Source organism: Leucobacter japonicus (assembly GCF_001273855.1).
GTDB classification, from domain to species: Bacteria; Actinomycetota; Actinomycetes; order Actinomycetales; family Microbacteriaceae; genus Leucobacter; species Leucobacter japonicus.
Map to the genome: position 1 here is coordinate 71,252 of NZ_JHBX01000108.1, position 26,976 is coordinate 98,227.

General features: G+C 67.7%; 23 protein-coding genes. 12 read left to right on the forward strand and 11 right to left on the reverse strand.

Annotated features, from left to right (window positions below; translation table 11 throughout):
• Nucleotides 1-10 precede the first annotated feature (10 nt).
• Both AMS67_RS09685 and AMS67_RS09690 read right to left on the reverse strand, forming a co-directional pair.
• Nucleotides 11-1,129, reverse strand: coding sequence for an ABC transporter substrate-binding protein (locus tag AMS67_RS09685; protein WP_053387190.1), 1,119 nt, complete (start codon nucleotides 1,127-1,129; stop codon nucleotides 11-13).
• A 57-nt stretch (nucleotides 1,130-1,186) separates the two neighbouring features.
• Complete coding sequence (locus AMS67_RS09690) at nucleotides 1,187-1,765, reverse strand: helix-turn-helix domain-containing protein (RefSeq protein WP_053387448.1); 579 nt, start codon at nucleotides 1,763-1,765, stop codon at nucleotides 1,187-1,189.
• 265 nt (nucleotides 1,766-2,030) lie between these two features.
• Here AMS67_RS09690 and AMS67_RS09695 point away from each other — a divergent pair, with 265 nt between their 5' ends.
• From AMS67_RS09695 to AMS67_RS09730, 8 genes are all read left to right on the forward strand, one after another.
• Nucleotides 2,031-3,434, forward strand: a complete 1,404-nt coding sequence (locus AMS67_RS09695; protein ID WP_053387191.1) for an MFS transporter — start codon at nucleotides 2,031-2,033, stop codon at nucleotides 3,432-3,434.
• Nucleotides 3,435-3,595: 161 nt separating this feature from the next.
• On the forward strand, nucleotides 3,596-4,825 hold the full coding sequence (locus AMS67_RS09700; protein ID WP_053387192.1) for a flavin monoamine oxidase family protein: 1,230 nt from the start codon (nucleotides 3,596-3,598) through the stop codon (nucleotides 4,823-4,825).
• 353 nt (nucleotides 4,826-5,178) lie between these two features.
• Complete coding sequence (locus AMS67_RS09705) at nucleotides 5,179-6,549, forward strand: NAD(P)H-dependent oxidoreductase (protein ID WP_053387193.1); 1,371 nt, start codon at nucleotides 5,179-5,181, stop codon at nucleotides 6,547-6,549.
• A gap of 78 nt (nucleotides 6,550-6,627) precedes the next feature.
• Entirely contained in the window at nucleotides 6,628-7,371 is a 744-nt protein-coding gene (locus tag AMS67_RS09710; protein WP_204374525.1) for a FadR/GntR family transcriptional regulator, read from the forward strand.
• Nucleotides 7,372-7,434: 63 nt separating this feature from the next.
• Nucleotides 7,435-8,769 carry an MFS transporter gene (locus AMS67_RS09715; RefSeq protein ID WP_053387194.1) on the forward strand — a complete coding sequence of 445 codons (1,335 nt, stop codon included), beginning with the start codon at nucleotides 7,435-7,437 and terminating at the stop codon, nucleotides 8,767-8,769.
• A 57-nt stretch (nucleotides 8,770-8,826) separates the two neighbouring features.
• Entirely contained in the window at nucleotides 8,827-10,146 is a 1,320-nt protein-coding gene (locus AMS67_RS09720) for a four-carbon acid sugar kinase family protein (RefSeq protein ID WP_206541759.1), read from the forward strand.
• Nucleotides 10,143-11,015, forward strand: coding sequence for a class II fructose-bisphosphate aldolase (locus AMS67_RS09725; protein ID WP_053387195.1), 873 nt, complete (start codon nucleotides 10,143-10,145; stop codon nucleotides 11,013-11,015). Before AMS67_RS09720 ends, AMS67_RS09725 begins: the two co-directional genes overlap by 4 nt.
• Before the next feature lies 1 nt (nucleotide 11,016).
• A complete protein-coding gene (locus AMS67_RS09730) occupies nucleotides 11,017-11,325 on the forward strand; it encodes a putative quinol monooxygenase (protein ID WP_053387196.1) in 309 nt (102 codons plus the stop codon).
• Between the two features lie 12 nt (nucleotides 11,326-11,337).
• Here AMS67_RS09730 and AMS67_RS18425 read toward each other — a convergent pair whose 3' ends face one another.
• Nucleotides 11,338-11,457, reverse strand: a complete 120-nt coding sequence (locus tag AMS67_RS18425; RefSeq protein ID WP_503100489.1) for a DUF8730 family Cys-rich protein — start codon at nucleotides 11,455-11,457, stop codon at nucleotides 11,338-11,340.
• 112 nt (nucleotides 11,458-11,569) lie between these two features.
• Between AMS67_RS18425 and AMS67_RS09735 the strand changes: the two genes are divergently transcribed.
• Together AMS67_RS09735 and AMS67_RS09740 are read left to right on the forward strand one after the other, a co-directional pair.
• Nucleotides 11,570-13,426: a phospho-sugar mutase gene (locus AMS67_RS09735; protein WP_082305429.1), complete on the forward strand. Its 1,857-nt coding sequence runs from the start codon at nucleotides 11,570-11,572 to the stop codon at nucleotides 13,424-13,426.
• Nucleotides 13,423-14,403, forward strand: coding sequence for an ADP-dependent NAD(P)H-hydrate dehydratase (locus AMS67_RS09740; protein ID WP_053387197.1), 981 nt, complete (start codon nucleotides 13,423-13,425; stop codon nucleotides 14,401-14,403). The genes AMS67_RS09735 and AMS67_RS09740 overlap by 4 nt, the downstream gene beginning before the upstream one ends.
• Nucleotides 14,404-14,435: 32 nt before the next feature.
• Here the strand turns inward: AMS67_RS09740 and AMS67_RS09745 are convergent, their stop codons facing one another.
• Nucleotides 14,436-15,755 (reverse strand): thymidine phosphorylase, encoded by a 1,320-nt coding sequence (locus tag AMS67_RS09745; RefSeq protein WP_053387198.1) that lies wholly within the window; start codon nucleotides 15,753-15,755, stop codon nucleotides 14,436-14,438.
• A 336-nt stretch (nucleotides 15,756-16,091) separates the two neighbouring features.
• Between AMS67_RS09745 and AMS67_RS09750 the strand changes: the two genes are divergently transcribed.
• Nucleotides 16,092-18,416, forward strand: coding sequence for a sigma-70 family RNA polymerase sigma factor (locus tag AMS67_RS09750; RefSeq protein WP_053387199.1), 2,325 nt, complete (start codon nucleotides 16,092-16,094; stop codon nucleotides 18,414-18,416).
• A 21-nt stretch (nucleotides 18,417-18,437) separates the two neighbouring features.
• Here AMS67_RS09750 and AMS67_RS09755 read toward each other — a convergent pair whose 3' ends face one another.
• From AMS67_RS09755 to kdgD, 6 genes are all read right to left on the reverse strand, one after another.
• Nucleotides 18,438-19,430, reverse strand: a complete 993-nt coding sequence (locus tag AMS67_RS09755) for a YihY/virulence factor BrkB family protein (protein ID WP_053387200.1) — start codon at nucleotides 19,428-19,430, stop codon at nucleotides 18,438-18,440.
• Nucleotides 19,431-19,467: 37 nt separating this feature from the next.
• Entirely contained in the window at nucleotides 19,468-20,241 is a 774-nt protein-coding gene (locus AMS67_RS09760) for a succinate dehydrogenase iron-sulfur subunit (RefSeq protein WP_053352147.1), read from the reverse strand.
• Between the two features lie 3 nt (nucleotides 20,242-20,244).
• Nucleotides 20,245-22,077 (reverse strand): succinate dehydrogenase flavoprotein subunit, encoded by a 1,833-nt coding sequence (gene sdhA / locus AMS67_RS09765; RefSeq protein ID WP_053387201.1) that lies wholly within the window; start codon nucleotides 22,075-22,077, stop codon nucleotides 20,245-20,247.
• Nucleotides 22,078-22,120: 43 nt separating this feature from the next.
• The gene (locus AMS67_RS09770) at nucleotides 22,121-22,564 is read right to left on the reverse strand and encodes a succinate dehydrogenase hydrophobic membrane anchor subunit (RefSeq protein WP_053352145.1); all 444 of its coding nucleotides are present in this window, start codon (nucleotides 22,562-22,564) and stop codon (nucleotides 22,121-22,123) included.
• 17 nt (nucleotides 22,565-22,581) lie between these two features.
• A complete protein-coding gene (gene sdhC, locus AMS67_RS09775; RefSeq protein WP_075201311.1) occupies nucleotides 22,582-22,998 on the reverse strand; it encodes a succinate dehydrogenase, cytochrome b556 subunit in 417 nt (138 codons plus the stop codon).
• A 274-nt stretch (nucleotides 22,999-23,272) separates the two neighbouring features.
• The gene (kdgD, locus tag AMS67_RS09780) at nucleotides 23,273-24,202 is read right to left on the reverse strand and encodes a 5-dehydro-4-deoxyglucarate dehydratase (RefSeq protein WP_053387202.1); all 930 of its coding nucleotides are present in this window, start codon (nucleotides 24,200-24,202) and stop codon (nucleotides 23,273-23,275) included.
• Nucleotides 24,203-24,391: 189 nt separating this feature from the next.
• On the opposite strand from kdgD, the gene AMS67_RS09785 reads away from it, so the two are divergent.
• Complete coding sequence (locus tag AMS67_RS09785) at nucleotides 24,392-25,285, forward strand: LysR family transcriptional regulator (protein WP_053387203.1); 894 nt, start codon at nucleotides 24,392-24,394, stop codon at nucleotides 25,283-25,285.
• Nucleotides 25,286-25,319: 34 nt separating this feature from the next.
• Here the strand turns inward: AMS67_RS09785 and AMS67_RS09790 are convergent, their stop codons facing one another.
• The gene (locus AMS67_RS09790; protein ID WP_053387204.1) at nucleotides 25,320-26,972 is read right to left on the reverse strand and encodes a M24 family metallopeptidase; all 1,653 of its coding nucleotides are present in this window, start codon (nucleotides 26,970-26,972) and stop codon (nucleotides 25,320-25,322) included.
• Between the last annotated feature and the right edge of the window lie 4 nt (nucleotides 26,973-26,976).

Genomic DNA, 26,976 nt, shown 5'->3' on the forward strand with positions numbered 1-26,976 from the left:
GGTTACCAGCTCATCCCTGCAGCCAGGTCATCCAGCGCTCGAGCTCGGAGTCGTAGTTCTCAGCCCACCACTTCGCGTCGGTTGCGACCATCTGCTCGGCGATCGCGGGCTCGGTCGTCAGGAACTCTTTGCCGAGCGCGTCGAGGTTCGGCTGCGCATCGGTGTTGACGGGCGAGTACGAGGTCAGCTCAGTCAGCTTCTCCTGCTGCTCCTTGCCGAGGTAGTAGTTCAGGAACGCCATCGATGCCTGCGGGTTCGCGGCACCCTTGGGCACACCCAGCGCCTCGGTGATCTGCAGCGCCTGGTTCCAGATCGGCTTGTAGTTCGCGCCGTTCGCCACAGCGGCGTAGCCGCGACCCGACCAGACGAGCGCCATGTCGGCCTCACCCGACTCGATCATCTGCTGCGACTCTGCGCCCGTCTTCCAGTAGATCAGGCTGTCACGGATCTTATCGAGCCCCTGGTATGCGCGATCCATGTCAAGCGGGTACAGGTCATCGGGAGCGACCCCGTCGGCCAGCAGCGCGCCCTCGTAGACGCCCGGCCCGATGTCTTCGAACCCCGCGATCGCCCGCTTGCCCGGGAACTTCTCGGTGTCGTAAAAGTCTGCCCAGCCGGTCGGAGCCGTCGGGTACTTGTCTGCGTTGTACAAGATGACGTAGCCGTACTGCATCGCCGGCACGTAGCAGTCGCCCACCAGACCCTCCGGCACCTTCGACACGTCGACGATGCTCGTGTCGATGTCCTGCAGCAGGCCGTCTTCGCCGCACTGCTTCTGCGCCCAGATGATGTCGGTGTCGACGACGTCCCAGGTCACGGCGTTGTTGTCGACCTGCGCCTTGACCTTCGCGTACTCCGTCGGGCCGTCCTCAAGTACGTTCGCGCCGGAAGCCTTCGCGAACGGCGTGCCCGCGGCTTCCATCTGGCCTTCCTGGAACACGCCGCCCCACGACACGAACGTGAGGTTGAGGCCGTCGAGCGCGCCCTCCTTGACCACGCCGGCCTCCGCCGGGCCGTCTCCGAGGTCGATATCGGCGGCCGGGCCGCCGGCGGAACAGCCGACGAGCAGCGCTCCCGCTCCGAGCAGCGCGACGCCGGTCGTGAACTTCCGAATGATTCCTGTCTTCATGATGTGGCCTCTCCATTGATGGTCATGTCGGTGCAGCAGGGGTGGTGCGGTCGTGCGTCAGTCGCCGTGGGCGTCCTCGACGGGGGTCGGCGGGCTGTTGATCCAGATCACCTTCGCCGGGGTCTCCGAGACGTTGGCGACGCGGTGCGGCACCGAACTCAGAAACTCGATCGAGTCGTCTTCGCGCAGGGTGTACCGTTCATCTCCGAGTTCGAGCTCCACTTCGCCCGACGTCACGAGCAGGAACTCCTGCGATTGGCCGTGGGTGTAGGGGTCGGCGCCCGTGGAGCTCCCGGGTTCAAAGCGGCCGGCGTAGATTTCGAGGTTGCGCAGCGGCGGCAGCGAAACCACGAACTTGTCGGCGCCCTCGAGCGGATAGGTCGGGCGATCCGCCGCGCGCAGCACCCCGCGGGTGTGCACGAGCTTGTCGTCGAGCAGCTGGGCGGGCGAGACGCCGAGCGCCACCGCGATCTTGCGCAGGGAGGCGACGCTCGCGTTCGTGCGGGCGTTCTCGAGCTGGCTCAAGAAACTGGAGCTCACTCCGGCGGCTGCGGCGAGCGCACGGAGGCTCATGCCTCGAACCTCTCGAAGCGCGGCAACTCGCTTGCCGAGTTCGAGCGCGTGATCTGACGTCATGGGTTCCTCCTCGAACCGCTGCACCGCATCGTCGCGGATACTGAACATAATGTTCAGTGACTTTCGCATCACTGTACAGTCGCGACTCCACTCCTGCAAGCACGTGATGCAAACGTGATGCGATCGCACCCTCAGATGTGAATTCGACGTGAATCGCGCGTATCATGGCGTGGTCTGCCACAAGCACACACGCCCGACGTCGCGCACTGAGCCTGATCCGGGACTGAGCTGCACGCACTTACGCAATCGCTCTGAAAGCCATACCGTGTCAGCCACCACTTCTTCCGCCCCGACGCAGCCGCGCAATACGCCGGCGCGCGTCATCCTCGCGAGCCTCGTCGGCACGACGATCGAGTTCTACGACTTCTACGTCTACGCGACCGCCGCCGTACTCGTGTTTCCGCACCTCTTCTTCCCGACCGGCAACGAGACGACGGCACTGCTCGCCTCGTTCGCGACCTTCGGCGCCGCCATGCTCGCGCGCCCCGTCGGCGCCATCTTCTTCGGGCACCTCGGCGACCGACTCGGCCGCAAGACGACTTTGGTCGCCTCGCTCATCACCATGGGCATCGCAACCTTCGCCATCGGCATCCTCCCCACCCACGCGCAGGTCGGGGCCTGGGCCGCAGCCCTGCTGCTGATCATGCGTCTCGCACAGGGGTTCGCCCTGGGCGGCGAGTGGTCGGGTGCCGCCCTCGTGGCGACCGAGAACGCCCCTGAGGGCAAGCGTGCCTGGTACGGCACCTTCCCGCAGCTCGGTGCCCCCATCGGCTTCATCATCGCGAACATGCTGTTCTTCGTGATCAATCACCTGCTCGCCGACCCGGCGAACCCCGGTCAGCCCTCGGCCGCGTTCCTCGAGTGGGGCTGGCGGATCCCGTTCCTGTTCTCTGCGGTCATGGTGATCGTGGGCCTCTGGGTACGCCTGAAGCTCGTCGAGTCGAAGGCGTTCGAGCAGGCGAAGCAGACCGGCGAGGTCAAGCGCATGCCGATCGCCACCGCCTTCCGCTTCCATTGGAAGGGCCTGATCCTCGGCACCTTTGCGATGCTCGCGACCTACGTGCTGTTCTACCTCATGACGTCGTTCACCCTGACCTTCGGCACCCGTCCAGGTGCCGAAGCCGCCCAGAAAGCGGCCGAGGCAGCCGGGACGCCCTTTGACGCTGCGAGCTACGTGCCGGGTCTCGGCTACACCTACAACGAGTTCATCCTGATGCTCGTCTTCGGCGTGATCTTCTTCGGCATCTTCACGCTGGTCTCCGGCCCCTTCGCCGATCGCTTCGGTCGACGCAAGACGCTGCTCGTGGTCACCGCCGCGATCGTGGTGTTCGGGTTCACGTTCGTCCCGCTGCTCGGCGGCGGCAGCACCCCGCTCGTCATGTTCTTCCTGGCACTCGGCTTCACCCTCATGGGGCTCACGTTCGGGCCGATGGGTGCGTTCCTGCCCGAGATGTTCCCGACCAACGTGCGCTACACCGGCTCGGCCGTCGCCTACAACGTGTCGTCGATTCTCGGCGCCGCCCTCGCGCCCATCGTGGCCGTGTGGCTGTGGGGGCTCGCAGACGGAAGCCCGCTGCTCGTCGGCATCTACCTCTCGGCGGCAGCGCTGGTGACGTTCGTGTCGCTGCTGCTCACCCGCGAGACCAAGGGCGTCGATATCGAGGCCTGACCTCACCGCACCCCTGCGCGCGAGAACGCCCGCGGAGTCGCCGATCCGGTGGCCCCGCGGGCGTTCGTCATTGCGGATGCGGAACGCCGACTGTACAGTGAGCCGCACATCACTGAACAGAGCGTTCAGCGAAATGCGCCACGATTCAAGGAGGAATCGACATGCACGTCGTTGTCATCGGAGCCGGCCTGGCTGGCCTCACCACGGCCTGGGAACTCGAGAAGTCGGGGCACCGATGCACGGTGCTCGAAGCACGCGACCGGGTCGGAGGCCGCACCTGGTCCGAGCGACTCGGCAACGGGGAGATCACCGAACGCGGCGGCGAGTACATCTTTCCGACCGAGTTTCCCATCAGGCGTTTGGCCGCAGAAGTCGGGGTTCCGATCCTCACGCACAACGTGCGCTACGGCCGACGCACCGTCAACGGCCGCATCATCGACTTCACGGAGCTCGGCGACACCACCGCGCGCGTCACCGCCACCCTGCAGCGCATGCTCGCCGATGGAGAGGAGCGGGTATCACTGGAGCGCGCGTTCGCAGAGGCCCTCGGGGGCGAGTATCGACTCGATCCGGTCTATCGCCGAATGACGACTTCCGCCGCAGCCGATCCATCGCGCGTGAGCGCCGAAGCCGTGCTGCTGCACGAGTCGTCGACGGTCGACGGCTACATCGAGGATGGGGGCCGCTTGGTCGGCGGCAACCAATCGCTGGCGATCGAGCTTGCGCGTCGACTCGGAGACCGCGTGCGCCGCGAGCATCCCATCACGGGTGTGGAGCAGTCGGCGTCGGGCGTGCAGGTGCATCTCGCCGACGGGTCCCGCATCGATGGCGACGCCGCGGTCATCGCCGTTCCGCTCCCCGTACTTCGCACGCTCGATCTCGGCTTTGCGCTCCCCACCGACCAGCAGACAGCGCTCGACCATCGATTCATGGGCGTGGCCGCGAAACTCGGCGTGCCGTTGTCGCGCGTCGATGACGACGTCGCGCTCCAGAACCCCGATCACACGTGGTGGTCCTGGCGATCCCTCTCGCAAGACGGAGAGCACCGCATCAACGCGCTCTCGTCGTTCGCGGGTGGCCCGTTCGCGCTCGACGCACTCGACGTCGAGCACGGGCCGCAGGGGTGGACCGCGGCACTCCGCACCATGCGCCCCGAGCTCGAGATCGACGGAGAAGTGCTCTTGACCACCTGGGCCGATGACCCGTGGACGCAGGGCTCTTACACCGCGCCCGGCCTGGACTGGAGCGAATCCGATGCACGTGTCTTCGAACGAGCCGCCGGCCGCGTCGCCATCGCCGGCGAGCACACCGGCCTCGCGCAATCGCTCTCGGGCGCGGTCGCGTCGGGGTATCGCGCCGCCACAGCATTGAGCGGCGTTCTGGCCGAATAGTTCGACACAGACTCTCCGGGCCCGGAGCACCCAGTCAGGTGCCCCGGGCCCGTTTTCGTGTGCGCACAGGCCCCCCTGCGCGCAACTTCGGCAGCCCCACCACACCCCGGCGACCACATATGTTCGCACATTGGCAGGATCCGTTCGCCTCACACGTCCCCGGACAATATTTGCGAGAGATCCGCGTCTTTCTGCCGGAAACGTGTTCGCAATACTCCCGACACCTTGCTGATGGTCAGACCATCACCTAGCATCAGTGATCAATGGTTTGACCATTGACCAACGAACGATCGAGACGACTTCCCCGCCTCATCGAACAGCATTTCGCTTCGGCGACGGTAAGGAGTCCGACGATGAATCTCTTCAGCCTCATGCAGCAGCGCACCGCTGCATCCGGACCCGTTCGGGTCGGCGTCATCGGTGCCGGCAAGTTCGCTTCCATGTTCCTCACGCAGGCCGTGGGCTCCCCCACGATCCACGTGGTCGGCGTCGCCGACATCAACGTCCCCAAGGCGAAGGCAGCGCTCGATCGCACCGGCTGGCCCGCTGAGCGCTACGCCGCAGCGTCGCTCGACGAGGCCGTGCGCACCGGCGGCACCGCCGTCATCGACGATTCGACGGCGCTCATCACCCACCCCGCCGTCGAGGTCATCCTCGAGATCACCGGCAACCCGCTCGTCGGCACCTACCACGCCGTCACCGCGATCGACCACGGCAAGCACGTCGTCATGGTCAACGTGGAGGCCGACTGCATGGTGGGGCCGATCCTGCAGCGCCGCGCACAGGAGAAGGGCGTCATCTACTCGATGGCGTACGGCGACCAGCCCGCGCTGATCTGCGAGCTCGTCGACTGGTGCCGCATGGTGGGCTTCGACGTCGTTGCCGCCGGCAAGGGCACCAAGTACCTCCCCGAGTACAACTACTCGACCCCCGACACGGTGTGGGACTACTACGGCTTCACCGACGAGCAGCTCGCGTCGGGCGACTACAACCCGAAGATGTTCAACTCGTTCCTCGACGGCACGAAGTCGGCGATCGAGATGGCCGCTGTCGCCAACGGCACCGGCCTGCTGCCGCAGGAAGAGGGCCTCCTCTTCCCCGCCGCCAGCAAGGATGATCTGCCCACGGTCTTCCGCGAGCAGGCGCTCGGAGGCTCGCTGAGCCGCCGCGGCACCGTCGAAATCGCATCGAGCATGTACCGCGACGGCACCGAGGTGCCCGACAACCTGCGTTGGGGCGTCTACGTCACCTTCGAAGCGGTCACTGATTACGCCGTGCAGTGCTTCGCCGAGTACGGCGTGCACACCGATGCCACCGGCCGCTACGGCTCGCTCTACCGCCCGTACCACATGATCGGGCTGGAGCTCGGCGTCTCGATCGCCGCTGCGGTGACCCGCGGCGAGGCCACCGGTGCACCGACCGGCTTCCGCGGCGACGTGGTCACGACGGCGAAGAAGGATCTGCGCGCTGGCGAGACGCTCGACGGCGAGGGCGGCTACACCGTCTTCGGCAAGCTCGCTCCCGCGTCGAAGTCGCTGGAGCACCACGCGCTGCCCCTCGGCCTCGCGCACGGCGCGAAGCTCATCCGTGACGTTCCGAAGGACGCGATCGTGTCGTGGAACGACGTCGAGCTCGACGAGTCGCAGTTCGCGGTGAAGATCCGTCGTCAGCTCGAAACGGAGTTCCGCGCCGAGCACGCCGCACTGAACACCGCTGCGAACTAGTCGCAATCCGAGCGTTGACTACGATGGATTCGCGAACGGTTGCCACTTTCGGCAACCAGAAATCGAAGGAGTCCCTGCGTGGCCGACGCGAACGATGGATGGGAACCAGTTCAGCGCATCCGCACCTACGAACAGGTCATGGGCCAGATCGAGGAGCGAATCCTCGACGGGCGCCTGAAGGCAGGAGACCGGCTCCCCAGCGAGCGGGAGCTGGCCTCCTCCCTGGGGGTCTCTCGACCGTCGCTGCGGGAGTCGCTCCGAGTGCTCGAGGCGCTCGGGGTCGTCGACATCCGCCGTGGTGGAGCCGACGGGGGTGCGGTGCTCGAGGGTTCACCGGGCGGTGGCCTGGTGAACCTCCTCAAGCTGGAGATCGCGCTCGCGCACTTCAGCTGGCAAGAGATTCTCGAGACCCGCATGACTCTCGAGTCATGGAGTGTGGAGGAGGCCGCCTATCGCGCCGAAGACGCTGACCTCGACGAGCTCGCCGCGATCCTCGACCAGATGGACAGCAGCGACATCGACTCGGCCGAATTCAACCGGCTCGATGCCCTGTTCCATTTGAGAATCGCCCAGTCCGCGGGCAATCGTCTCACCGCCCACTTCATGGGCTCGCTGAGATCGGCCATCCACCTCCAGATGGTCGAGGTCTACGCGCAGCTCGAAGATTGGCGGCACACCGCCAAGACGGTCCGGTCGGAGCACCGGGCCATCCTCCAAGCCATCACCGATCGTGACGCGAACGGCGCAAAACAGCTCGTTCGCCGCCACATCGCAGATTTCTACAATTTCAACCTTCGTGACGAGGGCGCCTCCCTGACGTGAGTCCAGTGGTCGGCGCCTGTACTGCACAGGAGCCGACCGGCTCACTATCAAAGGAGATACCGAATGACCGCCACCACGACCACCGCGCCAGCGCGCGATCGCGCACGCGACGGTTCGCCCGACAAGATGCGCACCGCGATCGGCAGTGCCGTCGGCACCACGATCGAGAACTACGACTTCCTGGCCTACGGCACCGCCGCCGCGCTCTACTTCAACGACGCCTTCTTCCACTCAGAAGATCCGGTCATGGGTGTGCTGCTGGCCTTCGGTACGTTCGGGATCGGCTTCGCCATGCGCCCCCTCGGCGGTCTCATCGGCGGCTACCTCGGCGACCGGATCGGCCGCAAGCCGGTGCTCGTCGGCGCGCTCCTGCTCATGGGCATCTCAACGGTGCTCATCGGTGTGCTGCCGACCTACGCGCAGGTGGGCCTCCTCGCTCCGATCCTCCTCACCCTCATCCGCGTCATCCAGGGCATCGCATTCGGTGCCGAATGGGGCGGCGCGATCCTGATGACGTTCGAGCACGCTCCGTGGAAGAAGCGCGGCAAGTACACCGCCATTCCTCAGGCCGGTGTGCCGCTCGGTCTGCTGCTCGCGAACCTCGTCTTCCTGTGGTCGTCGACGCTCGACAGCGAGCTCGCCTGGCGTCTGCCCTTCCTGCTCTCGGCCGTGCTCATCATCGCCGGCCTCATCATCCGCGCCAAGGTCTCCGAATCCCCCGAGTTCGAAGAGGTCAAGGCCGCCGGCGAGACGGTGAAGAACCCGATCGTCGAGGTCTTCCGCAAGGACTGGCGCACCGTGCTGCGCGTCATCGCGCTGCGCCTCGCCGAGTCGGGCGGCTTCTACGTCATCGTGACCTACATGCTCTCGTACCTGACGAGCGGCGATCAGCCCATCACCGAGCGCGCGACCGCCCTCACCGGCCTCATCATCGCCGCCGCACTCGGCCTCGGCACGACGATTCTCTTCGGTGCGCTCTCCGACCGCGTCGGTCGCCGTCCGGTCTACATCTTCGGGACGCTCGCGCTGATCGCCTTCGCGTTCCCGATGTTCCTGCTCGTGAACACCGGCATTCCCTACCTGATCGTCTTCGTCTACGTCTTCGGCATGGCGATCGTGCACGATTCGCTCGCCGGCACCCAGGGCGCCTGGTTCTCGGAGCTCTTCAACGCGAACACCCGCACCTCGGGCGCATCGATCGGCTACCAGTTCTCGGCAGCTATCTCGGGCTTCATCCCGATGATCGCCGCGGCCATCGCCATTCCCCTCGGGTGGGGCGGCGTCGCCCTCGTCTACGCCGGCTGCGGTGTGCTCGGCCTCATCGGTGCGCTCGTCACCAAGGAGACCTGGGGCAAGCGCGAACGCGCTGAAGTCGACGCCATCATCGCGGGCAAGTAGCCCGATCCCCCTGGTGCGGAGCGGGCAGGCTCCGCACCAGGACCCTCAGGCGCGGGAATGCACCCGGCCGCTTCCGCCTCGGGCATCCCCGAGGCGGTGTTCCGCACCCCAGCAGCGAAGAAGGACCCCATGAAGACCATCGTGCTCGACGACGACCCGACCGGCACGCAGTCGGTGACCGACGCGACCGTTCTGCTGCAGAGCGACGCCGACGCGATCTTCGACGTGCTGTCGAGCGAAGACGCGGTGTACGTGCAGACCAACAGTCGCGCGCTGCCCGAGCACGAGGCGGTCGCATTCGTCGAGCGCGTGCGCGCAGATGGACTCGCCGCGGCTGAGCGACTCGGCGTCGAGGTGCGATTCGTGCTGCGCGGCGACTCGACGCTGCGGGGTCACGTGTTTGCGGAGACCGAGGTGCTGCTCGACGATCGCTCGGTCATGCTCTTCGTCCCGTCGTTCCCCGATGGCGGGCGCACGACGCTCGACGGCGTGCACTACGTGCGCATCGACGGCATCGATGTTCCCGCTCATGAGAGCGAGTACGCGGCAGACCCCGTGTTCCCGTTCTCGACCGGTGTGCTCGCCGACTACGTCGCCGAAAAATCATCGCGCCCCGCGGTGGGAGCCACGCTGTCCGACGTCCGAGAGGGCCGCTTCGCCGACATCCTCGCTTCGGCCGCCCCCGGCTCGGTCATCGTTCCCGATGCCGTCACCAATGACGACATCCACCGCATCGCCCTGGCCGCCGACGCCGCCGCCCGCGCGGGAGCCCGCATCGTGGTGCGCTCGGCGTCACCCCTCGCCGCCGAACTGGCCGGCGTGGTGAGCGCCGGGCTGCTCCAGACGCCGGTCGAGCGCGAACCGGGCAACGTGCTGCTCGTCTGCGGATCGCACACCGATGGTGCGAGTGCGCAGATCGCCGGGGTGATCGAGCGCTTCGGCGATCCCGCAATCGTGTCGACCGAACGGGCGCTCGATGACGCCGCCGCGGCCGGTCACGCAGCCGCCACCGCAGCCGAGTCGGCGCTCGCCACTCGCCCGCTCGCGTTCGTCATGACCGAGCGCAAGCGCTCCGCGGCGCACGGCACGCTCGATCACGGTGAGCGCGTCATGGCGGCGCTGACGACCGCCGTCGGCGACCTGCAGCCGCACGTCACCACGGTGATCTCGAAGGGCGGCATCACCTCAGCTGAGGTGGCGACGAGCGGGCTGGGGGCCCGGCGCGCACGCGTGCTCGGCCAGGTGCTCCCCGGAGTCTCCGTGTGGCAGATGACCGGCCGCGACGGGCGCAGCCTGCGATATGTCGTCGTGCCGGGCAATGTCGGCGGCCCCGACGCGCTGCTCGACGTGCTCGACGCGGTCGGCCTCCACGCGTGAGGGCTCGTCTCGACGACCTCGCGCGGGCAGCGATCGCCGATCACGGAGCGCTCGGTGCCTACTCCTGCTACGACCTCGCCACCGCAGATGCGATCATCGGCGGTGCCGAGCGCGCGGGCCTTCCCGTCGTGCTGCTCGTGCCTCCCGTCGTCGCCGGGCGAGAGCGGGGCGCGGCGCTGATCTCCGCGTTGCGCGGCATGGCCGATGCGGCGTCGGTCGCGGTCTGCGTGCAGTTGGATCACGCGACCGACGGCGATCTGATCGTGCGGTCCGTCGCGGCGGGAGCCGACGCGGTGCTCGTCGACGGCTCCGCCCTGAGTACTGCCGAAAATGCCGCCTTCGTCGCTGAGATGCGGTCACGACTACCGCACCATACGGTGATCGAGGCCGAGCTCGGCGCGCTCGCCGGTGATGAAGATCGTGCGGTCGCGCTCGACGCCGATGCGTCGGCGTTCACCGACCCTGCTGAAGCAGGGCGGTTCGTGGCGCAGTCGGGAGCCCAGTTGCTCGCGGTGTCGATCGGAAACGTGCACGGCTCGTATCGCGGTGCACCGCGCATCGAGCACGATCGTCTTGCACGCATTCAGCAGGCCACGGAGGTGCCGCTGGTGCTGCACGGCGCATCGGGCATCTCGACGGCCGACCTGCGCGCCGCGGCGGCTCGAGGCGTGGGAAAGGTCAATATCAACACCGAGCTGCGCGGGCGCCTGCTCGACGCCGTGTCAGCCGCACTCGCCCCCGCGCGCCTCGCCGGTGACGATGTCGCCACCCTCACCGCCGCCGCAGCCGAAGCCGTCTCCGCATTCGTCGCGGAGTCGCTGACGGCGCTGCGCACACCACACCTCAGCACCCCATCAGGAGCCCACTGAAATGACCGTCATCGTCACTGCCGTCTTCCACCCCGCCCCCGGCCGCAAGTCTGATCTCGTCGCTGCGATGCAGCGCGGTATCGCCGCGGTGCACGATGAGCCGGGGTGCGAACTCTATGCGATTCACGATGCCGAAGACGGCACCGTGACCATGCTCGAGAAGTGGTCGAGTGCCGCGGAGCTCGATGCGCACGCGACCGGCGCAGCGATCGGCGTGCTCAACGCCGATATCGAGGGGCTGCTCGAGCGCCCCGTCGTGGTCACGCGCATGACCGCGCTGCCGAGCGGCGGAGCCGCCGGAACGCTCTGACGCGGTGAGGCGCTAGCGCTCGCAGGTGCAGCGCTGGTCGGCGGAGAACCCGGCGAGTGCCTCTTCGATGTGCAGGCCGCAGCCCTGCCACGTCACCTTGCTGCACGTCGAGCAACGGATCGGTGAGCACATGGGCGGTTCCTTTCGTCGGGCACGGCGCCGCGCGGCGCCGTGATTCCATTTTCGCACGCGGAGCAGAGTGGTAGCTTGAACTCGGTATGCACCGGGTGAAGGGAGACGCCGCATGAGGCAGTCGGGGGCAGGATCGCGGCGCCGCGAGGCACGTGATGCCGAGGGCGCGACGCGCTCGTCGAGCGAGACGAACGCCGCACTCGAGGCGCTGATCGCCGAGGCGACGACCTGGGCGCAGCACGATATCGATGCGGGCACGCGGGCCGAGGCGCGCGGTCTCGTGGAGCGCGCCTCCGCCGGTTCGCCCGAGGCCGCCGCCGAGCTCGAAGCCGCGTTCGGCGGTCGGCTCACATTCGGCACCGCCGGGCTCCGCGGGCGACTCGGCGCCGGCCCCAAGCGCATGAACCGTGTCGTCGTTTCGCAGACGAGCGCGGGGTTTGCCGCGTATCTCCGCGATGCGGCGGCTCGACGCGGCTCGGCCGACGCGCCCTCCGTGGTGATCGGGTACGACGGACGTGTGGGCTCCGCGATCTTCGCGCGCGATGCCGCAGAGATCATGAGCGGTGCGGGCCTGCAGGTGTATCTGCTGCCCGAGGCCGGCCCGACGCCGCTCACCGCGTTCGCGGTGCGGCACCTCGATGTCTCGGCGGGCATCATGATCACCGCGAGCCACAATCCGCCGCGCGACAACGGCTACAAGGTCTACCTCGGTGATGACGACGCGGGATCGCAGATCGTGCCCCCCACCGACGCCGCTATCGCTGCGCACATCGATCGCATCGCGCAGACCCCCGTCGGTGAGCTGCCGCGATCACTCGGATACTCGACGCTGGGGTCGGGCGTCGCCGACGCCTACGTCTCGGAGATCGCCGCTGCGGTGCTCGCCGGGTTGCCTCAGCGCCCCGATGCTCCGGGGGTCGCCCTGGGTGCTGACACCGATTTGCGCGTCGTCTACACGGCGATGCACGGCGTCGGCGCCGCCGTCGCTCAGCGGGTCTTCACCGCGACCGGCCTCCCCCGCGTCATCCCGGTGGTCGAGCAGTTGCACCCCGACGGCGCATTTCCGACGGTCGACTTCCCGAACCCCGAAGAGCCAGGCGCGCTCGATCTGGCAACGCGCACGGCACGTGCAGCGCAGGCCGACCTGATCGTCGCGCACGACCCCGACGCCGACCGTCTGGCGATCGCCGCACCACACTCCGATGATCCGTCGGGCTACCGCATGCTGACGGGCAACGAGCTCGGGCTGCTGCTCGGGTGGCGCGCGGCCGAACGCGCCACGACCGCTGCCGCGCAGCTCGGAACGACGGCGCAGGGCGCGCTCGCGTGCACGATCGTGTCGTCGCCTGCACTGCGCGCGGTCGCCCAGGCGTACGGGCTCGACTACGCCGAGACGCTGTCCGGGTTCAAATGGGTCTCACGCGTACCGGGGCTGATCTTCGGATTCGAAGAGGCCCTCGGCTACCTCACCCACCCGCGCACGGTGCGCGACAAAGACGGGATCTCGGCGAGTGCTGACGCAATCGCCATGGCGCGCGAGCTCGCCGCCGCGGGTCGCACGATCTGGGATCTGCTCGACGACGCCAGCGAGCGCTTCGGTCACTTCGCCAGCGGGCAGGTCACGCTCCGGCTGCCGTCGATGCCGGCGGCCTCCGCACTCACCGCGCGCATCCGGCAGCACCCGCCGACGGCCTTCGGCGGCGTCGCCGTGACGGCGGCGCACGACCTCCTGACCCCCGGCGCGGCCGAGGTTCCCGCCGACGTGCTCCGCTACGATCTCGCCGACGGCTCGCGCGTCATGATCAGGCCAAGCGGCACGGAGCCGAAGCTCAAGGTGTATCTCGACACGTTCAACGAGACGGGGAGCGCACGCGAGCGCCGCGGCGCCGCCGAACGCTCACTCGCATCGCTCGAGGTCGCGGTTCGCGAGCTGCTCGAGCAGTTGCAGTCGGAGCCGGCCGGGTCATGATCGACCGCTGGGCCGATGCCGACGCGGCAGCACTGCTGCGTTCGCCTGGCCCAAGCGACGACAAGTACCGCCGCGGTGTGCTCGGGATGCGCACGGGTGGCGCGCAGTACCCGGGTGCAGCGGTGCTCGGAGTCTCTGCCGCCTGGCGTGCCGGGGCGGGCATGGTGCGCTACGCGCCTCCCATCGATGAGGCATCCGCTCCCTGGGGTCTGCCATCGCCCGCGGCCGCCGTGCTCGCTGCACAACCCGAGACCGTGTTCGGTGCACCGACCGACCGATCCTGCGACGCGTGGGTCATCGGATCGGGCACCGACGCACATACCCGGTCGGCCGCGGAAGACGAAGAACTGCGTTCCCTGCTCGGTGGGGATGCGCCGCTCGTCGTCGACGCCGGCGCGCTCGACCTCGTGCCCGGGGTCGAGCCCGGCGTTAAACCAGGTCTCGTGTCAGATCGCATGCCTCAGACGCGCGGCGCTCGCGCTGCGGCGATCCTGACCCCGCACGGAGGCGAATTCGAGCGACTCTGGCGCGCGAGCGACGTGGGAGCACTCCCCAATGCGTGGGACGCTCGCGGGCTCGACCTCGCGCTGCGCAGCGAGCTTGCCGCGCGGCTCGCTTCCGCGCTCCGGGCGACCGTGCTGCTCAAGGGATCGGTGACGATCTGCGCGACTCCGGGCGGCTGGGTGCGCCGCATCGGCCCCGCCACCCCGTGGCTCGCCACGGCGGGTACCGGAGATGTGCTCGCGGGCACGCTCGGGGCCCTGGTCGCGGGTCACGCATCGGCGGTGCGTGCGAACCCCGAGCTCTTGGGGCCGGTGGGGGCCACCGCCGCGCTGCTCCACGATCGCGCCGCGCGTATCGCCGCGACTGATCGAGGCGAATCGGGCGTCGGTGCGGGTCGCCCCATCACCGCTTCCGACGTCGCAGCGGCTCTCCCCGACGCGTGGACGGAACTCGCACACCCCCAGAGCCGCTGACGGCCCGCGCCGCACGCCCTCCGGAGGGGGCGTCAGTCGTCGATGGCGATGCGGCCAGCGATGAGCGGGCGCACCGGCGGCGCCGAGGCACCGAGTTCGACCGCGGCACCGAGCGATTCGAGCCCGCGCGCCAGGCGCCCGGCATTGTCGCAGGCGGCAATGAACAGCGGGTCGCCGGCACTCACTCGGTCGCCGGGGCGCACGAGTACCTCGACGCCGGCCGCGTGGTCGACCGGATCGCCGGGACGTGCGCGCCCGGCGCCGAGGCGCCACGCACCGACCCCGACCGCACGCGCGTCGACGCGCTGCACCACCCCGTCGGCCTCTGCACGAACCACGTGCTGCTCCTGCGCTGCGGGCAAGGGCGCATCGGGGTCGCCGCCTTGGCCGGCGATGAGTGCGCGCCACGCATCCATTGCACGACCATCAGCGAGGGCCGGCGCCGGGTCGACATCGGGCATCCCCGCGAGGTCGAGCATTTCGCGAGCCAGCGCCAGCGTGAGCTCGACCACATCAGCCGGGCCACCGCCCGCGAGCACCTCGACCGACTCGCGTACCTCGTTCGCGTTGCCGACGGCACGGCCGAGCGGAGTATCCATATCGGTGAGCAGCGCCACGGTGCGCAACCCGGAGTCTTCGCCGAGCCGCACCATGGTCGTCGCCAATTCCCGTGCGTCAGCCACGTCCGGAAGAAACGCACCCGAACCGAACTTCACGTCGAGCACCAGCCCGCCGGCCCCTTCGGCGATCTTCTTGCTCATGATCGACGAGGCGATGAGCGGCACCGCCGCGACCGTGCCCGTGACGTCGCGGAGTGCGTACATCTTGCGATCCGCCGGCGCCAGCCCCGAGCCCGCGGCGCAGATCACGCCTCCGACGTCCGTGAGCATTCGCAGCATCTCGTCGTTCGAGAGTGCCGCCTGCCAGCCGGCAATCGATTCGAGCTTGTCGAGGGTGCCGCCCGTGTGCCCCAGCCCGCGACCCGAGAGCTGCGGCACCGCCACCCCGAGCGACGCAAGCAGAGGCACCAGCGGCAGCGTGATCTTGTCGCCGACACCGCCGGTCGAATGCTTGTCGATCGCCGGTCGGCCGAGACCCGTGAAGTCCATGCGCTCACCGCTCGCGATCATGGCGGCCGTCAGCGAACGGATCTCGTCGCGCTCCATCCCCTGAATCACGATGGCCATCAGCAGTGCACTCATCTGCTCGGGCGCAACGGCTCCGCGCGTGAACGCATCGACCGCCCATTCGATCTCATCGGTCGCGAGTGCCCGACCGAACCGCTTCGCGGTAATCAGGTCGACGACGTCATGCGGCTCAACCGCGCGCTGAGCAGAGGCGAGTTCAGTCATGTTTCCAGCGTAATCGCGGGGCCCGGCGACTCGCCCGAGGTCGTTGCGACGCGATGCCCCGCAACGACCCACACTCCCCCGAGCAATCGAGCCCGGTTCCCGCTCTGGGGTATGGGGGGGGGGACAGGCAGGAACCGGGCTCGGAAGTAACACGTGGAAGGGCACGAAACGTGACGCGCGCATACAAAACTTTTTTGGAGGATTCTGCAGTGACATGTGGAACGCACAGAAAGAGCGCATACTAGTGAGAGGGGGTTCGCCGCGCATGGGGCGCGGCGATATGGAGTCGTGCGTCGAACGCGCGCTTCGATAGGGGATGAACAGCGAAGGACCCCGATGCCCCGATCAGCGCACACTGGTCGCTCCGATGCGGAGCTGCTCGACGCGACACGCGCCGGCGATACCTCGGCGTTCTCCGTGCTCTGGGAACGGCACAGCCGCGCCGGGCTCGTCGCAGCCAGGCACTTGGGCAACCCCTCGAATGCGGACGACGTCGTTTCAGAGGCGTACCTCCGCATCATGGAGCTCACGCTTGACGGACGCGGCCCCCGCGGTTCTTTCCGCCCGTATCTCTACCGCACCATCCAGTCGATCGCCGTCGATCACTGGCGGCGCCCCGAAGACGCCGCAGAGAACCTCGATGTCATTCCTGATCTCACGGAAGCCGGCCCGTGGGAAGACGGCGCGTTTGACCGCAACGCCGCCGCACGCGCATTCGCATCGCTCTCGGAACGCTGGCAGTCGGTGCTCTGGTACACCGAGGTCGAAGGGTTGCCGCCGCGCGAAGCGGCGAAACTGATCGGCATCTCGCCCAACGGCGTCTCCGCGCTCGCCAAGCGGGCGCGCGAGGCGCTCCAGTCGGCCTGGGTCGACGAGCACATCAATCGCGAACTCGCCGAGGCGGCCTGTCAATCGACGCTGTCGCACCTGCAGCGCTACCAGCGCGGCAAGCTCACTGCCGCGCTGAGCCGCGAGGTCGAAGCGCACCTCGACACCTGCGATGCCTGCGCGGGGGCGGCGGCGGAACTCAGCGGCCTCAACCGTCAGCTCGCGCTCGTGCTGGCCGGGGCCGTGCTCGGCGGCGGCTCCGTCGTCACGTTCTTGGGCGGTGTCGGATCAACCGCTCCCGCGAGCGCCACCGCGCTGGTCGATGGTGCCAGCGGAGTCGCTCCGATCGACCCGGGCTCAGGCAGCGCTGTGGGTTCGGGGTCAGGGAGCACTGCGGGATCAAGTTCGGGTGCGGCCGCGGGATCAGGTTCCGCGGCTGCCGGAAGCGGTGCTGCTGCCGCGGCCGCCGGAGCCGCGGGCGGGGTGCTCGGCGGAGTTTCAGGGATGGTGCTCGCCGCAGCCGTCGCGGGTGCGCTCGTGATCGGCGGCGGGGCAATCTGGATCACGAATGCCGTGCAGAGTGGATCGGTGTCGACCGAGGTCGCCGCGTCTGCAGCCGAGCCTGCGGCTCCCTCGGATACGGCGCCGAACAGCAACGACTCGTCGAAGCCCACGCGCGACTCCGCCACCTCGAAACCGGTCAAGACAGCCCAGGATCAACCTGCGACGCCCGCTCCGGTGCAGCCCGTAGAGGAGCGCCAGCAGTCCTTCCCGATGCGCAATTCAGACGATTCGGAAAGCGCGGGCAACTCCGGAAGCGGGAGCAGCTCCGGAAGCGCGAGCGCGAACAGCAACGACGCATCGGTCACCGCGAATGCCTCAGCCGCGGCTTCTGCCGCAGCATCGGCATCGGGCGATGCACACGGCAACGCTGATGGGTCTGGCTCGGGCGCGGGTGCAACGAGCGCGAGCGGGAGTGATGCCCGCAGCACGGGAAACGCGAATGGAAGCGGTGCATCCGCGAGTTCCACGGCGAACGCCTCCGCTGCATCTCGCTCAACGGCAGACACACGCGCAGACGCTGACGCCCGGGCCGACGCTGGGGCTGAAGGCACCGCAGAGGCCCAGGCGAGCGCCACGGCCGCAGCGACCTCGACCGCACAGACCAACGCTGCGGCTGACACCAGCGCTGACACCAGCGCAGACGCGAACGGCACGGGTACTTCCGGAAGTGATGGGGCAAGCGCCGACACAGCAGCCGACAGTTCGGGTGACGCCGCAAGTGACGGCGCCGCAGTCGATGGTGACGCCGACACTGGTGCCGGCATCGACGCCGAAGCGGGCTCCGTCGCGGATACCGACTCGGGGGCCTCGGGAGATTCCGAAGCCGGCAGTGACGGCGACGTCGACCCCGGCCCTGAGGCCGGGGTGTCAGCTGACTCCTCCGTGGATGCGCAAGGCACCTCGGGCGCCTCAGGCGGATCGAACCCGGGCGAAGAGGTCGTGACACCGGTGGTGCACAGCTGGTCCCTGTGCGGCACGGCGAACACCGTCTACATCTCTGGGTACTCTGCGCAGTCAGGCACGGTCACGGCGTTCCAGCAGATTTTTCTCGGCTTGATCGTCACGTATGATCACCCGGCCACGGTAACCGCGAACTCGACGTGGACGGTCTCAGCCCCGCTCTCACCACTCTACGTGCCCGTGAATCGTGCGACGCTCAAGTTGTTCGTGCAGCTCTCACGTGATGGCGCGGAGTCGTCAGAACTGGTGCCGATCGATCTCGCGCAGAACGAGGTCGAAACCGCCCCGTACTGCCCGGTCGTGAACTAAGCCGAACGAGGCGGCGAGCCATCACACGTCAGCGGAGTGGGCTGGGAACCCCTCCGGCGGCAGGCCGAGCTCGTGGTCGAGCCCGGTCGCGATCCACGACGACGTGAGCAGCAGGGTGCGGCAGATCAGATTGAACCAGATGAGCAGACCAACGAAGACCGCGAACGTGGCGAGCAGCGGATTGCTGGTTGTGCCCCCGATCGCGACGCCGCCCACGATTTTGAGTGCCAGCAGTACCAGTGCGCCGAGCGCGCAGCCAGCGATCAGGCGCCATCGCGGCACCCGCACCTCGGCCAGGTAGCGGTGCATCGCGAGCAGCAGAATCACATCGAACACGTAGACCGCACCGAAACGTGCGAGCGTACCGAGGGTGCCGAGCAACCAGTTGTCAGCGCCGGCCCCGATCCAGGTGAAGAACTGATCGGCAAGATTCGAACTCAGCACGGCGAGTGCTGCAGAGACGAGGATCGCCAGGAAGAAGATGATCGCCAGTACAAAGTCGCGCAGCTTGAGCAGCACCGGGTTGCGGTACTGCCGCACCTCGAGCCCGAAGATGATGCGAATGGAGCGACGCGTTCCCGTGAACCAGTTCAGCGCTACCCAGAGCAGCACCGCGCCGGCGATCGCGCTCGCCCAATCGAGCGTGCGCGCGCTCATGAGCTCGGTGATCGGTACGACGCCGACACCGTCTTCGCCGACGAGACCTGGAATGAACAGGTTGATCTGCTCGATGACCGAGTCGAGCAGCTCTGGTCGACTGCGCAGCGTGATGCCGAAGACGCCGAAGCCGAGCCACAGCGCGGCGAACACTGCGAACAGCGCCTGGTAGCTCATGCCGCCGGACAGCACGACGCCGCCGACATCGGAGAAGTGCAGATAGGTGCGCACGGGCCGCAATCGCTGCACCCAGCCCCAGCGTGCACTCCACTGTCGACGCCCGCGCCCAACGGCTGCGGAAACGCGAGACGCCCCGCTCCCCTCCGTGACGTCGGAGGAGTTGCGTGGCGTCGTCATGCAGCCACTGTATCCGAGGCGCAGGCCTCGGCGCGGGTTACGCGACCTTGCCGGTGCGGATCGCGGCCTTGACCTCGGCAATAGCCTTGGTGACCTGGATGCCGCGGGGGCACGCGTCGGTGCAGTTGAAGGTGGTGCGGCAGCGCCACACGCCCTCGGTGTCGTTGAGGATGTCGAGACGCACCTCGGCGTTCTCGTCACGCGAATCGAAGATGAAGCGGTGAGCGTTGACAATGGCGGCCGGGCCGAAGTACTGGCCATCGGTCCAGAACACCGGGCAGCTCGTCGTGCACGCGGCGCACAGGATGCACTTCGTGGTGTCGTCGAAGCGCTCGCGATCTTCGATCGTCTGGATGCGCTCCTTGCCGCCAGCGGGTGCAGTGCCCGAGACGAGGAACGGCTGCACCTCGCGGTACGCCGCGAAGAAGGGCTCCATGTCGACGATGAGGTCCTTCTCAAGGGGCAGACCCTTGATCGCTTCAACGTAGATCGGCTTCGAGATATCGAGATCCTTGATCAGCGTCTTGCAGGCGAGGCGGTTGCGGCCGTTGATGCGCATCGCATCCGAGCCGCAGATGCCGTGCGCGCAGGAGCGGCGGAATGCAAGCGAGCCGTCTTGATCCCACTTGATGCGGTGCAGCGCATCAAGGATACGGTCGGTCGGGTACATCTCGACGTCGAAGTCCTCCCAGTACGCCTCACGCCCCGACTCGGGGTTGTAGCGGCGTACCAGCAGGGTGACGGTGAACGGCTTCGGCGCTTCGGGAGCGTCGGTTGTCGCGGCCTCGGCGGGTGCGGTAGCAGTGCTCATGACCTAGTACTTCCTCTCCAGCGGCGGGTACCTCAACTCGCCCTGCTCATTCTTCGTCACCACGACGGGCTTCCAATCCAGACGGATATGGTCTTCCGCATCGGCCGAGTGAGGATCACCCGACAGGTACGCCATCGTGTGCTGCATGTACTTCTCGTCGTCGCGCTTGGGATAATCATCGCGCATGTGGCCGCCGCGGCTCTCCTTGCGGTTGCGCGCCGTGTAGGTGAGCACCTCCGCGAGATCGAGCAGGAAGCCGAGTTCGATGGCCTCGAGCAGGTCGGTGTTGTACCGCTTGCCGCGATCCTGCACCCCGACGTTGAGGTAGCGCACGCGCAGGTTGTGAATCACGCCGAGCACCTCGGTGAGCGATTCCTCGGTGCGGAACACCTGAGCGCCGCGATCCATGGCCTCCTGCAGTTCGCGACGCAGGTCGGCGACGCGCTCCGTGCCGGTACCGTTGCGGAAGCCCTCGACCATGTCGCGCACCATCTTGGCGGGGTCTTCGGGCAGCGGTACGAACTCGGCCGTGAGGGCGTAGTCGGCCGCATTGTTGCCCGAGCGCTTGCCGAAGACATTGATGTCGAGCAGCGAGTTCGTGCCGAGACGGTTCGAACCGTGCACGGAGACGCAGGCGCACTCGCCGGCGGCGTAGAGGCCGGGCACCACGGTGGTGTTGTCCGCGAGCACCTCGGCGTTATTGTTCGTCGGGATGCCACCCATGGCATAGTGCGCCGTGGGGAACACCGGTACGGGCTCGGTCACCGGGTCGACGCCCAAGTACGTGCGCGCGAACTCGGTGATATCGGGGAGCTTGGTCTCGAGCACCTCGGCGCCCAGGTGGGTGCAGTCGAGGTAGACGTAGTCCTTGTGCGGGCCGGCGCCGCGGCCGTCGAGCACCTCCTGCACCATGGAGCGCGCGACGATGTCGCGGGGGGCGAGGTCCTTGATGGTCGGGGCATACCGCTCCATGAAGCGCTCGCCCGAGGCGTTTCGCAGGATCGCGCCTTCGCCTCGCGCACCCTCGGTCAGCAGAATGCCCAGGCCTGCGAGGCCCGTCGGGTGGAACTGGTAGAACTCCATGTCTTCGAGGGGCAGGCCCTGACGCCACACGATGCCGACGCCGTCACCGGTGAGGGTGTGCGCGTTGGAGGTGGTCTTGAAGATCTTGCCGAAGCCGCCGGTCGCGAAGACGATCGACTTCGCCTGGAAGACGTGCAGGTCGCCGGTCGAGAGCTCGTAGGCGACGACGCCGGAGGGCTTGCGCACCCCGTCGACCTCGGTCATGACGAGGTCGAGTACGTAGTACTCGTTGAAGAAGTTAACGCCGAGCTTCACGCAGTTCTGGAACAGCGTCTGCAGAATCATATGACCGGTGCGGTCAGCCGCGTAGCAGGCGCGGCGCACAGCCGCCTTGCCGTGATCGCGGGTGTGCCCGCCGAAGCGGCGCTGGTCGATCTTGCCCTCGGGCGTGCGGTTGAACGGCAGGCCCATGTTCTCGAGGTCGATGACCGCGTCGATGGCTTCCTTCGCGAGGATCTCGGCCGCGTCTTGGTCGACGAGGTAGTCGCCGCCCTTGACTGTGTCGAAGGTGTGCCACTCCCAGTTGTCTTCCTCGACGTTCGCGAGCGCTGCGGCCATGCCGCCCTGCGCCGCACCCGTGTGAGAGCGCGTGGGGTAGAGCTTCGTGATGACCGCGGTCTTGGCCTTGGGGCCCGCCTCGATCGCGGCGCGCATGCCGGCGCCGCCTGCGCCGACGATGACGACGTCGAACTGGTGATAGGTGACGCCGTCCTTGACGGTGATGTCCTCGCCCTGGTGGGTGTTGGTGGTCACGTGTGTCCTATTCTTCGATGCGAAATCCGGTGCTGCGCGGGGCCTACGGCACCGGGCAGAACGATGCGACGAGTGCCGGGTCGGCGCCCGGGGGGCACGGATCGAGCGTGTAGATCACGATGGTGCCGAGCAGGATCAGCAGCGCTGCGGAAAGAAAGAGCGAGACCTTGAAAGCCTTGGCGAGACCGGGGCGAACGACGTAATCGTTCACGATGGTGCGCATGCCGTTGGCGCCGTGGATCAGCGCGAGCCAGAGCAGCAGCGTGTCCCAGACCTTCCAGAACGGCTGCGAGAGCTTGCCGCCTACGAAGCCGAAGTCGATGGCGTGCACGCCGTCACCAATCATGAGGTTCGAGAACAGGTGTCCGAAGACCAGCACGACCAGCAGCACGCCCGAGACGCGCATGTAGATCCAGCCCCACTTTTCCCAGTTGGTGCGTTTTTTGGCCGGCGCCTGCGAGCGCGGGGCGTCAATCGTCAATGACATAGCGTTTCTCCTCGCCCTCAGTGCCCGAATACGTTCATCAGGTGGCGCGGCAGGAAGCCGGCCATCGTGACCGCCCAGAGCGCCATGACGACCCAGAACATGGTGCGCTGATACTTCGCGCCCTTGCTCCAGTAGTCGACCAGGATGATGCGGATGCCGTTGAACGCGTGGAAGACGATGGCGGCGACGAGCACCGCTTCGCCCAAGCCCATCACCGGGGTCTTGTAGGTGCTCATGACCGCGTTGTAGGCCTCGGGGCTGACCCGCACGAGTGCGGTATCGAGCACGTGCACGAGCAGGAAGAAGAAGATGGAGACACCCGTGATGCGATGCAGCACCCAGGACCACATTCCCTCGTTCCCGCGGTAGAGGGTACCGCCGGGGCGGACCTTCTTTTTGGCCGCGGGTGCGGCTGCTGCCGTTTGGGCTGACACGGGCTTCCTCCTTCGTCCGGCTGCGCCGAGAGGCGTCCCGGCGGCTGACATCGCCATCTCGCCACGCGCGGGCTTCCCCGTCACAGAGCATGGCTGAGAATCCACTGCGCACCCATTATGACACCATTCGGGAACGCCTCCGGCACCCTCCGGATGCCTGCCGTGGCCTTACTTTCATCTGATGATTCGGCCTGCGTGACGCGCACGTGGCCGCCGCGGAAACAGCTCGGGGTTGAACACCTCCCGGCGTTCAACCCCGAACCGCTCTCAGCGCTTAGACCAGCGCGGGCACGACCGCTCGCTCGACGACCCGCACGAGGTCGGCTCGATCCTGCGCCGTCAGCTCCTGCAGCGGCGGCCGCACAGGGCCGCCGGTGCGGCCGACTGCGTCGAGCCCGGCCTTCACGATCGACACCGCGTACCCGGGCACGCGATTGCGCACCTCGAGGTACGGCTGCACGAACTCGCGCAGCGCAGTGAACACTGTCGCGTGATCGCGGCGGCGCACGGCGTTGTAGAAGTCGATCGCGAACTCGGGAACGAAGTTGAACATCGCCGACGAGTACGTGGTGACGCCGAGCTCGAGGTACGGCAGGGCGAAGGTCTCTGCGGTCGGCAGCCCGCCGACGTAGGTCAGGCGATCCCCCAGCGTCGAGTAGATCTGCGTCATCTGCTCGATCGAACCCACGCCGTCTTTGAACCCGATGAAGTTGGGCAGTCGGTCGGCGAGGCGCACGAGCGTCTCGGCCGAGTACTGGGCGTTCGCGCGGTGGTAGACGATGACCCCGAGCTTCGTGGCGCGGCAGACGCCCTCAACGTAGGCGGCCAGCCCGTCTTGGCCCGCCTCGGTGAGGTACGGGGGGAAGAGCAGGATGCCGTCGCCGCCGGCCGCCTCCACGGCCTGAGCGTGCGCGATGGCCGTGGAGAGCGAGCCGCCGGCCGGCCCGAGTACGGCGGTGCGTCCGCCGACCTGGTGCACCGCGGCGGCCACGACCTGCGCGACCTCTTCGACGGTGAGCGAGAAGAACTCACCCGTGCCGCCGGCGGCGAACAGACCGGCGACGGGGTAGGCGCTCAGCCACTCGACGTGCTCGCGGTACTGCGACTCGTCGAAGCGCAACTGTGCGTCGAAGTGGGTGACGGGGAATGAGAGCAGCCCGGAGCCGATCTGGCTCGCGAGTTCGGCGGGTTCCAAGTGGGGCACGGCGGTCAACCTCCTGTGGGTGTGGGTCACGCACCGCGAGCGGTGGCGATCGGGCTTCAGGTATCCGATGCCTTCACGCTAAGTTCCGCCATGCATACCTGTCCAACATCCCTTCTAGATCATTTCATGCACAGAAGGTATCGTTATGGGGGTGCCGGATCACCCGGCCGCAGCGCAACGGAGGGCCGCATGTCGTACACCCTGGATCAGGTTCGAGCACTCGTCGCCGTGGCGGAGGAGCTGCACTTCGGTCGAGCCGCCGAGCGGCTGCAGATGACGCAGCCACCGCTCAGCCGGCAGATTCAGCGACTCGAGGCGACGGTCGGCGTGCAATTGCTGCGCCGCAGCAACCGCCGCGTGGAGCTCACCGACGCCGGGCGCGCATTTCTCGACGAGGCCAGGCGCATCCTCGCCATCGCCGATGGCGCCCCGCAAATCGCCCGCACGGTCGCCGCCGGCCTCTCGGGCATCGTGCGCATCGGCTTCACGGCGTCGAGCGCGTTCACCCTGCTCGGCCCGATGCTCGCCCGCATCTCGCAGGTGCTGCCCGATGTGACGATCGAGCTGCAGGAGATGGTGACGAAGCATCAACTCGAGGCGCTCACGAAGAGCGAGATCGACGTCGCGATCGGACGCCCCCCGTTCGACCCGGCCCGGTTCGATTCGAAGCGCATCCACCGCGAACGCCTGCTCGTCGCTCTGCCCGAGGGGCACCTGCTCGCCCGCCGCACCAGCCCGATCGGGGTCGAAGATCTCGTCAACGAAGACATCATCATGCACTCGCCGATCGAGGCGAGATACTTCTACGACATCGCGACGCGCATGATGCCGATCTCGCGATGGAAGCACCGCTTCACCGTGAGCCAGGTGTCGACGATGGTCGCGCTCGTCTCGGCAGGCACGGGTGTCGCGCTCGTGCCCGAATCGGCCGAGACCCTCGGCATCCGTGGAGTGACCTACGCCCCGCTCGTCACCGTCGAACCGCGTCCGGTCGAACTCCACGCGGTCTGGCGCGAAGACGATACGCGACCGCTGACGCGCCGCATCGTGCACGAACTGCGCGCGGCGGCCGCCGACGCCTAGTGGGCCGGCGACCGCCGCGCGGGTCAACGGGGGCTCAGTGCTCCCGGAGCGTCAGGTTGTAGGTGCGGTCGGCGCCGATGTACCAGAGATCCTCGGTACCGATCGCGTGCCGGTCGTAGCGCCATGGAATCTCGGCGGCGCCGTACGAGCCTGCACGAAGCACGAAGCGGTAGCCGGGGCGCAGCTCGTTCGCGAACGACTCCTGCTTGCCCATGAGGTGCCCCACATTGCGCTTGCTGTATTCGACTTCGAAGTCGACCTCGTCGCCGAGCAGCCCGATCTCTCGCATATGCGGCAGCACCGTCACGAGATGTTCGAGCGCCTTCGCGTGCACGTCCTCGCAGACGACACCGGGGCGCAGCTGCGGAATGATCGCCTCGCGCACCGCGGTCGTGAGGATGCCGTACGCCTCGCGCCCCTCGGGGGTGCGCAGCACGGATCGCGCCATGTCGGAGGTCGCGACGACCACGCCGTCGATGACCACGCGTACCCCGGCATCGAGCTGGATGCACGTGGTGCTGGCATCGAGCGGGAAGTCGGTCGGCGGGCCCGGAAACAGCATGCGCTGCGATGAGTGCAGGTTCGTGAAGTAGGGCTCCACCGTGAACGGAATCTCCGATTCGCTGACGAACCGCTCCAGGAACTCGAGGTATCGCGCGTACATGATGTTCTCGGTGAACGCCTCTCCCGCGTCGAGCTGCGCGTGCGCCCAGTCAACGGTCTGTTCGATCGCGGTCGTCGAGGCGCGCGCCGCGATGAGCTGGAACGGCAGATCTTCGTGGTCGCGCTCGTCGCGCCACGAGCCGAGTGCCCGCGATGCCGAGACGAGCACCGCACCCGCGTCGGTGAGGCGGAGGCCGAGCTGACTCTGCTCCCACTGCTCCTCGAAGGCGATGCGCGGGCCGGCGGCGAGCGCCGTGATCGCTTCGGCCGCCGAACCGTACTGGCCGGCCTCGGTACCGACAATCCCGGGCACGGCGTGCTCGGAGACGACGTACAGCGATCCGCCCGCCCAGAGCGCGGCGGCACCCGGCTGCCAGACGGTGCCCGTCACCTCGCTGAAGTTCGGTGCCGATGAGAGCAGGATCGCGTCGACCCCGAGCGCCTCGGCGACCTCGGGCAGAGCCGAGAACCGGGTGTCGGCGTCGGCGCGCAGCTCGCGCTCCAAGCCGGCGAGGTGGTCGACCTCACCGATCAATCGCTCGGCGACGGGCACGCCGGCAGCGCGCCAGCCGGCGAACTGCTGGAGCACAGCGGCCTGCTCGACTTCGACGACGACGACCGGGCGCTGCTCGGGCAGTTCGACGCGCACGTCGACCTCGCCCGTGAGCTTGAGGTAGTGCGTGTAGGGCGCCCGGGGGTCGAGGTCGACCGGGCGGTCTCCCACCAGCTCTTTGACGAGCGCCGGCAGATTCGCGGCTGCCGGGTAGTCGGCGACGGGGCGCGGATCGATCGTGACCCACGGCTCGTAGAAGCGGATCTTCGCGGGGTCCACGCCGCCGCCCGTCACGATGTTGCCCTGCTCTTGCTGGCGAGCCAGCATCACTTCAGTGCCGCCGTCCTCGAAGATGAGCGGGGTCACGAACGGGAACGAATCGAGACGGATCGCCGAGAACAGCAGGCGTTCGTTGGGCACGAAACCATAGCGCTCGGTGACGGCCTGGGGGTCGCAGATGATCTTCGCCATAGTG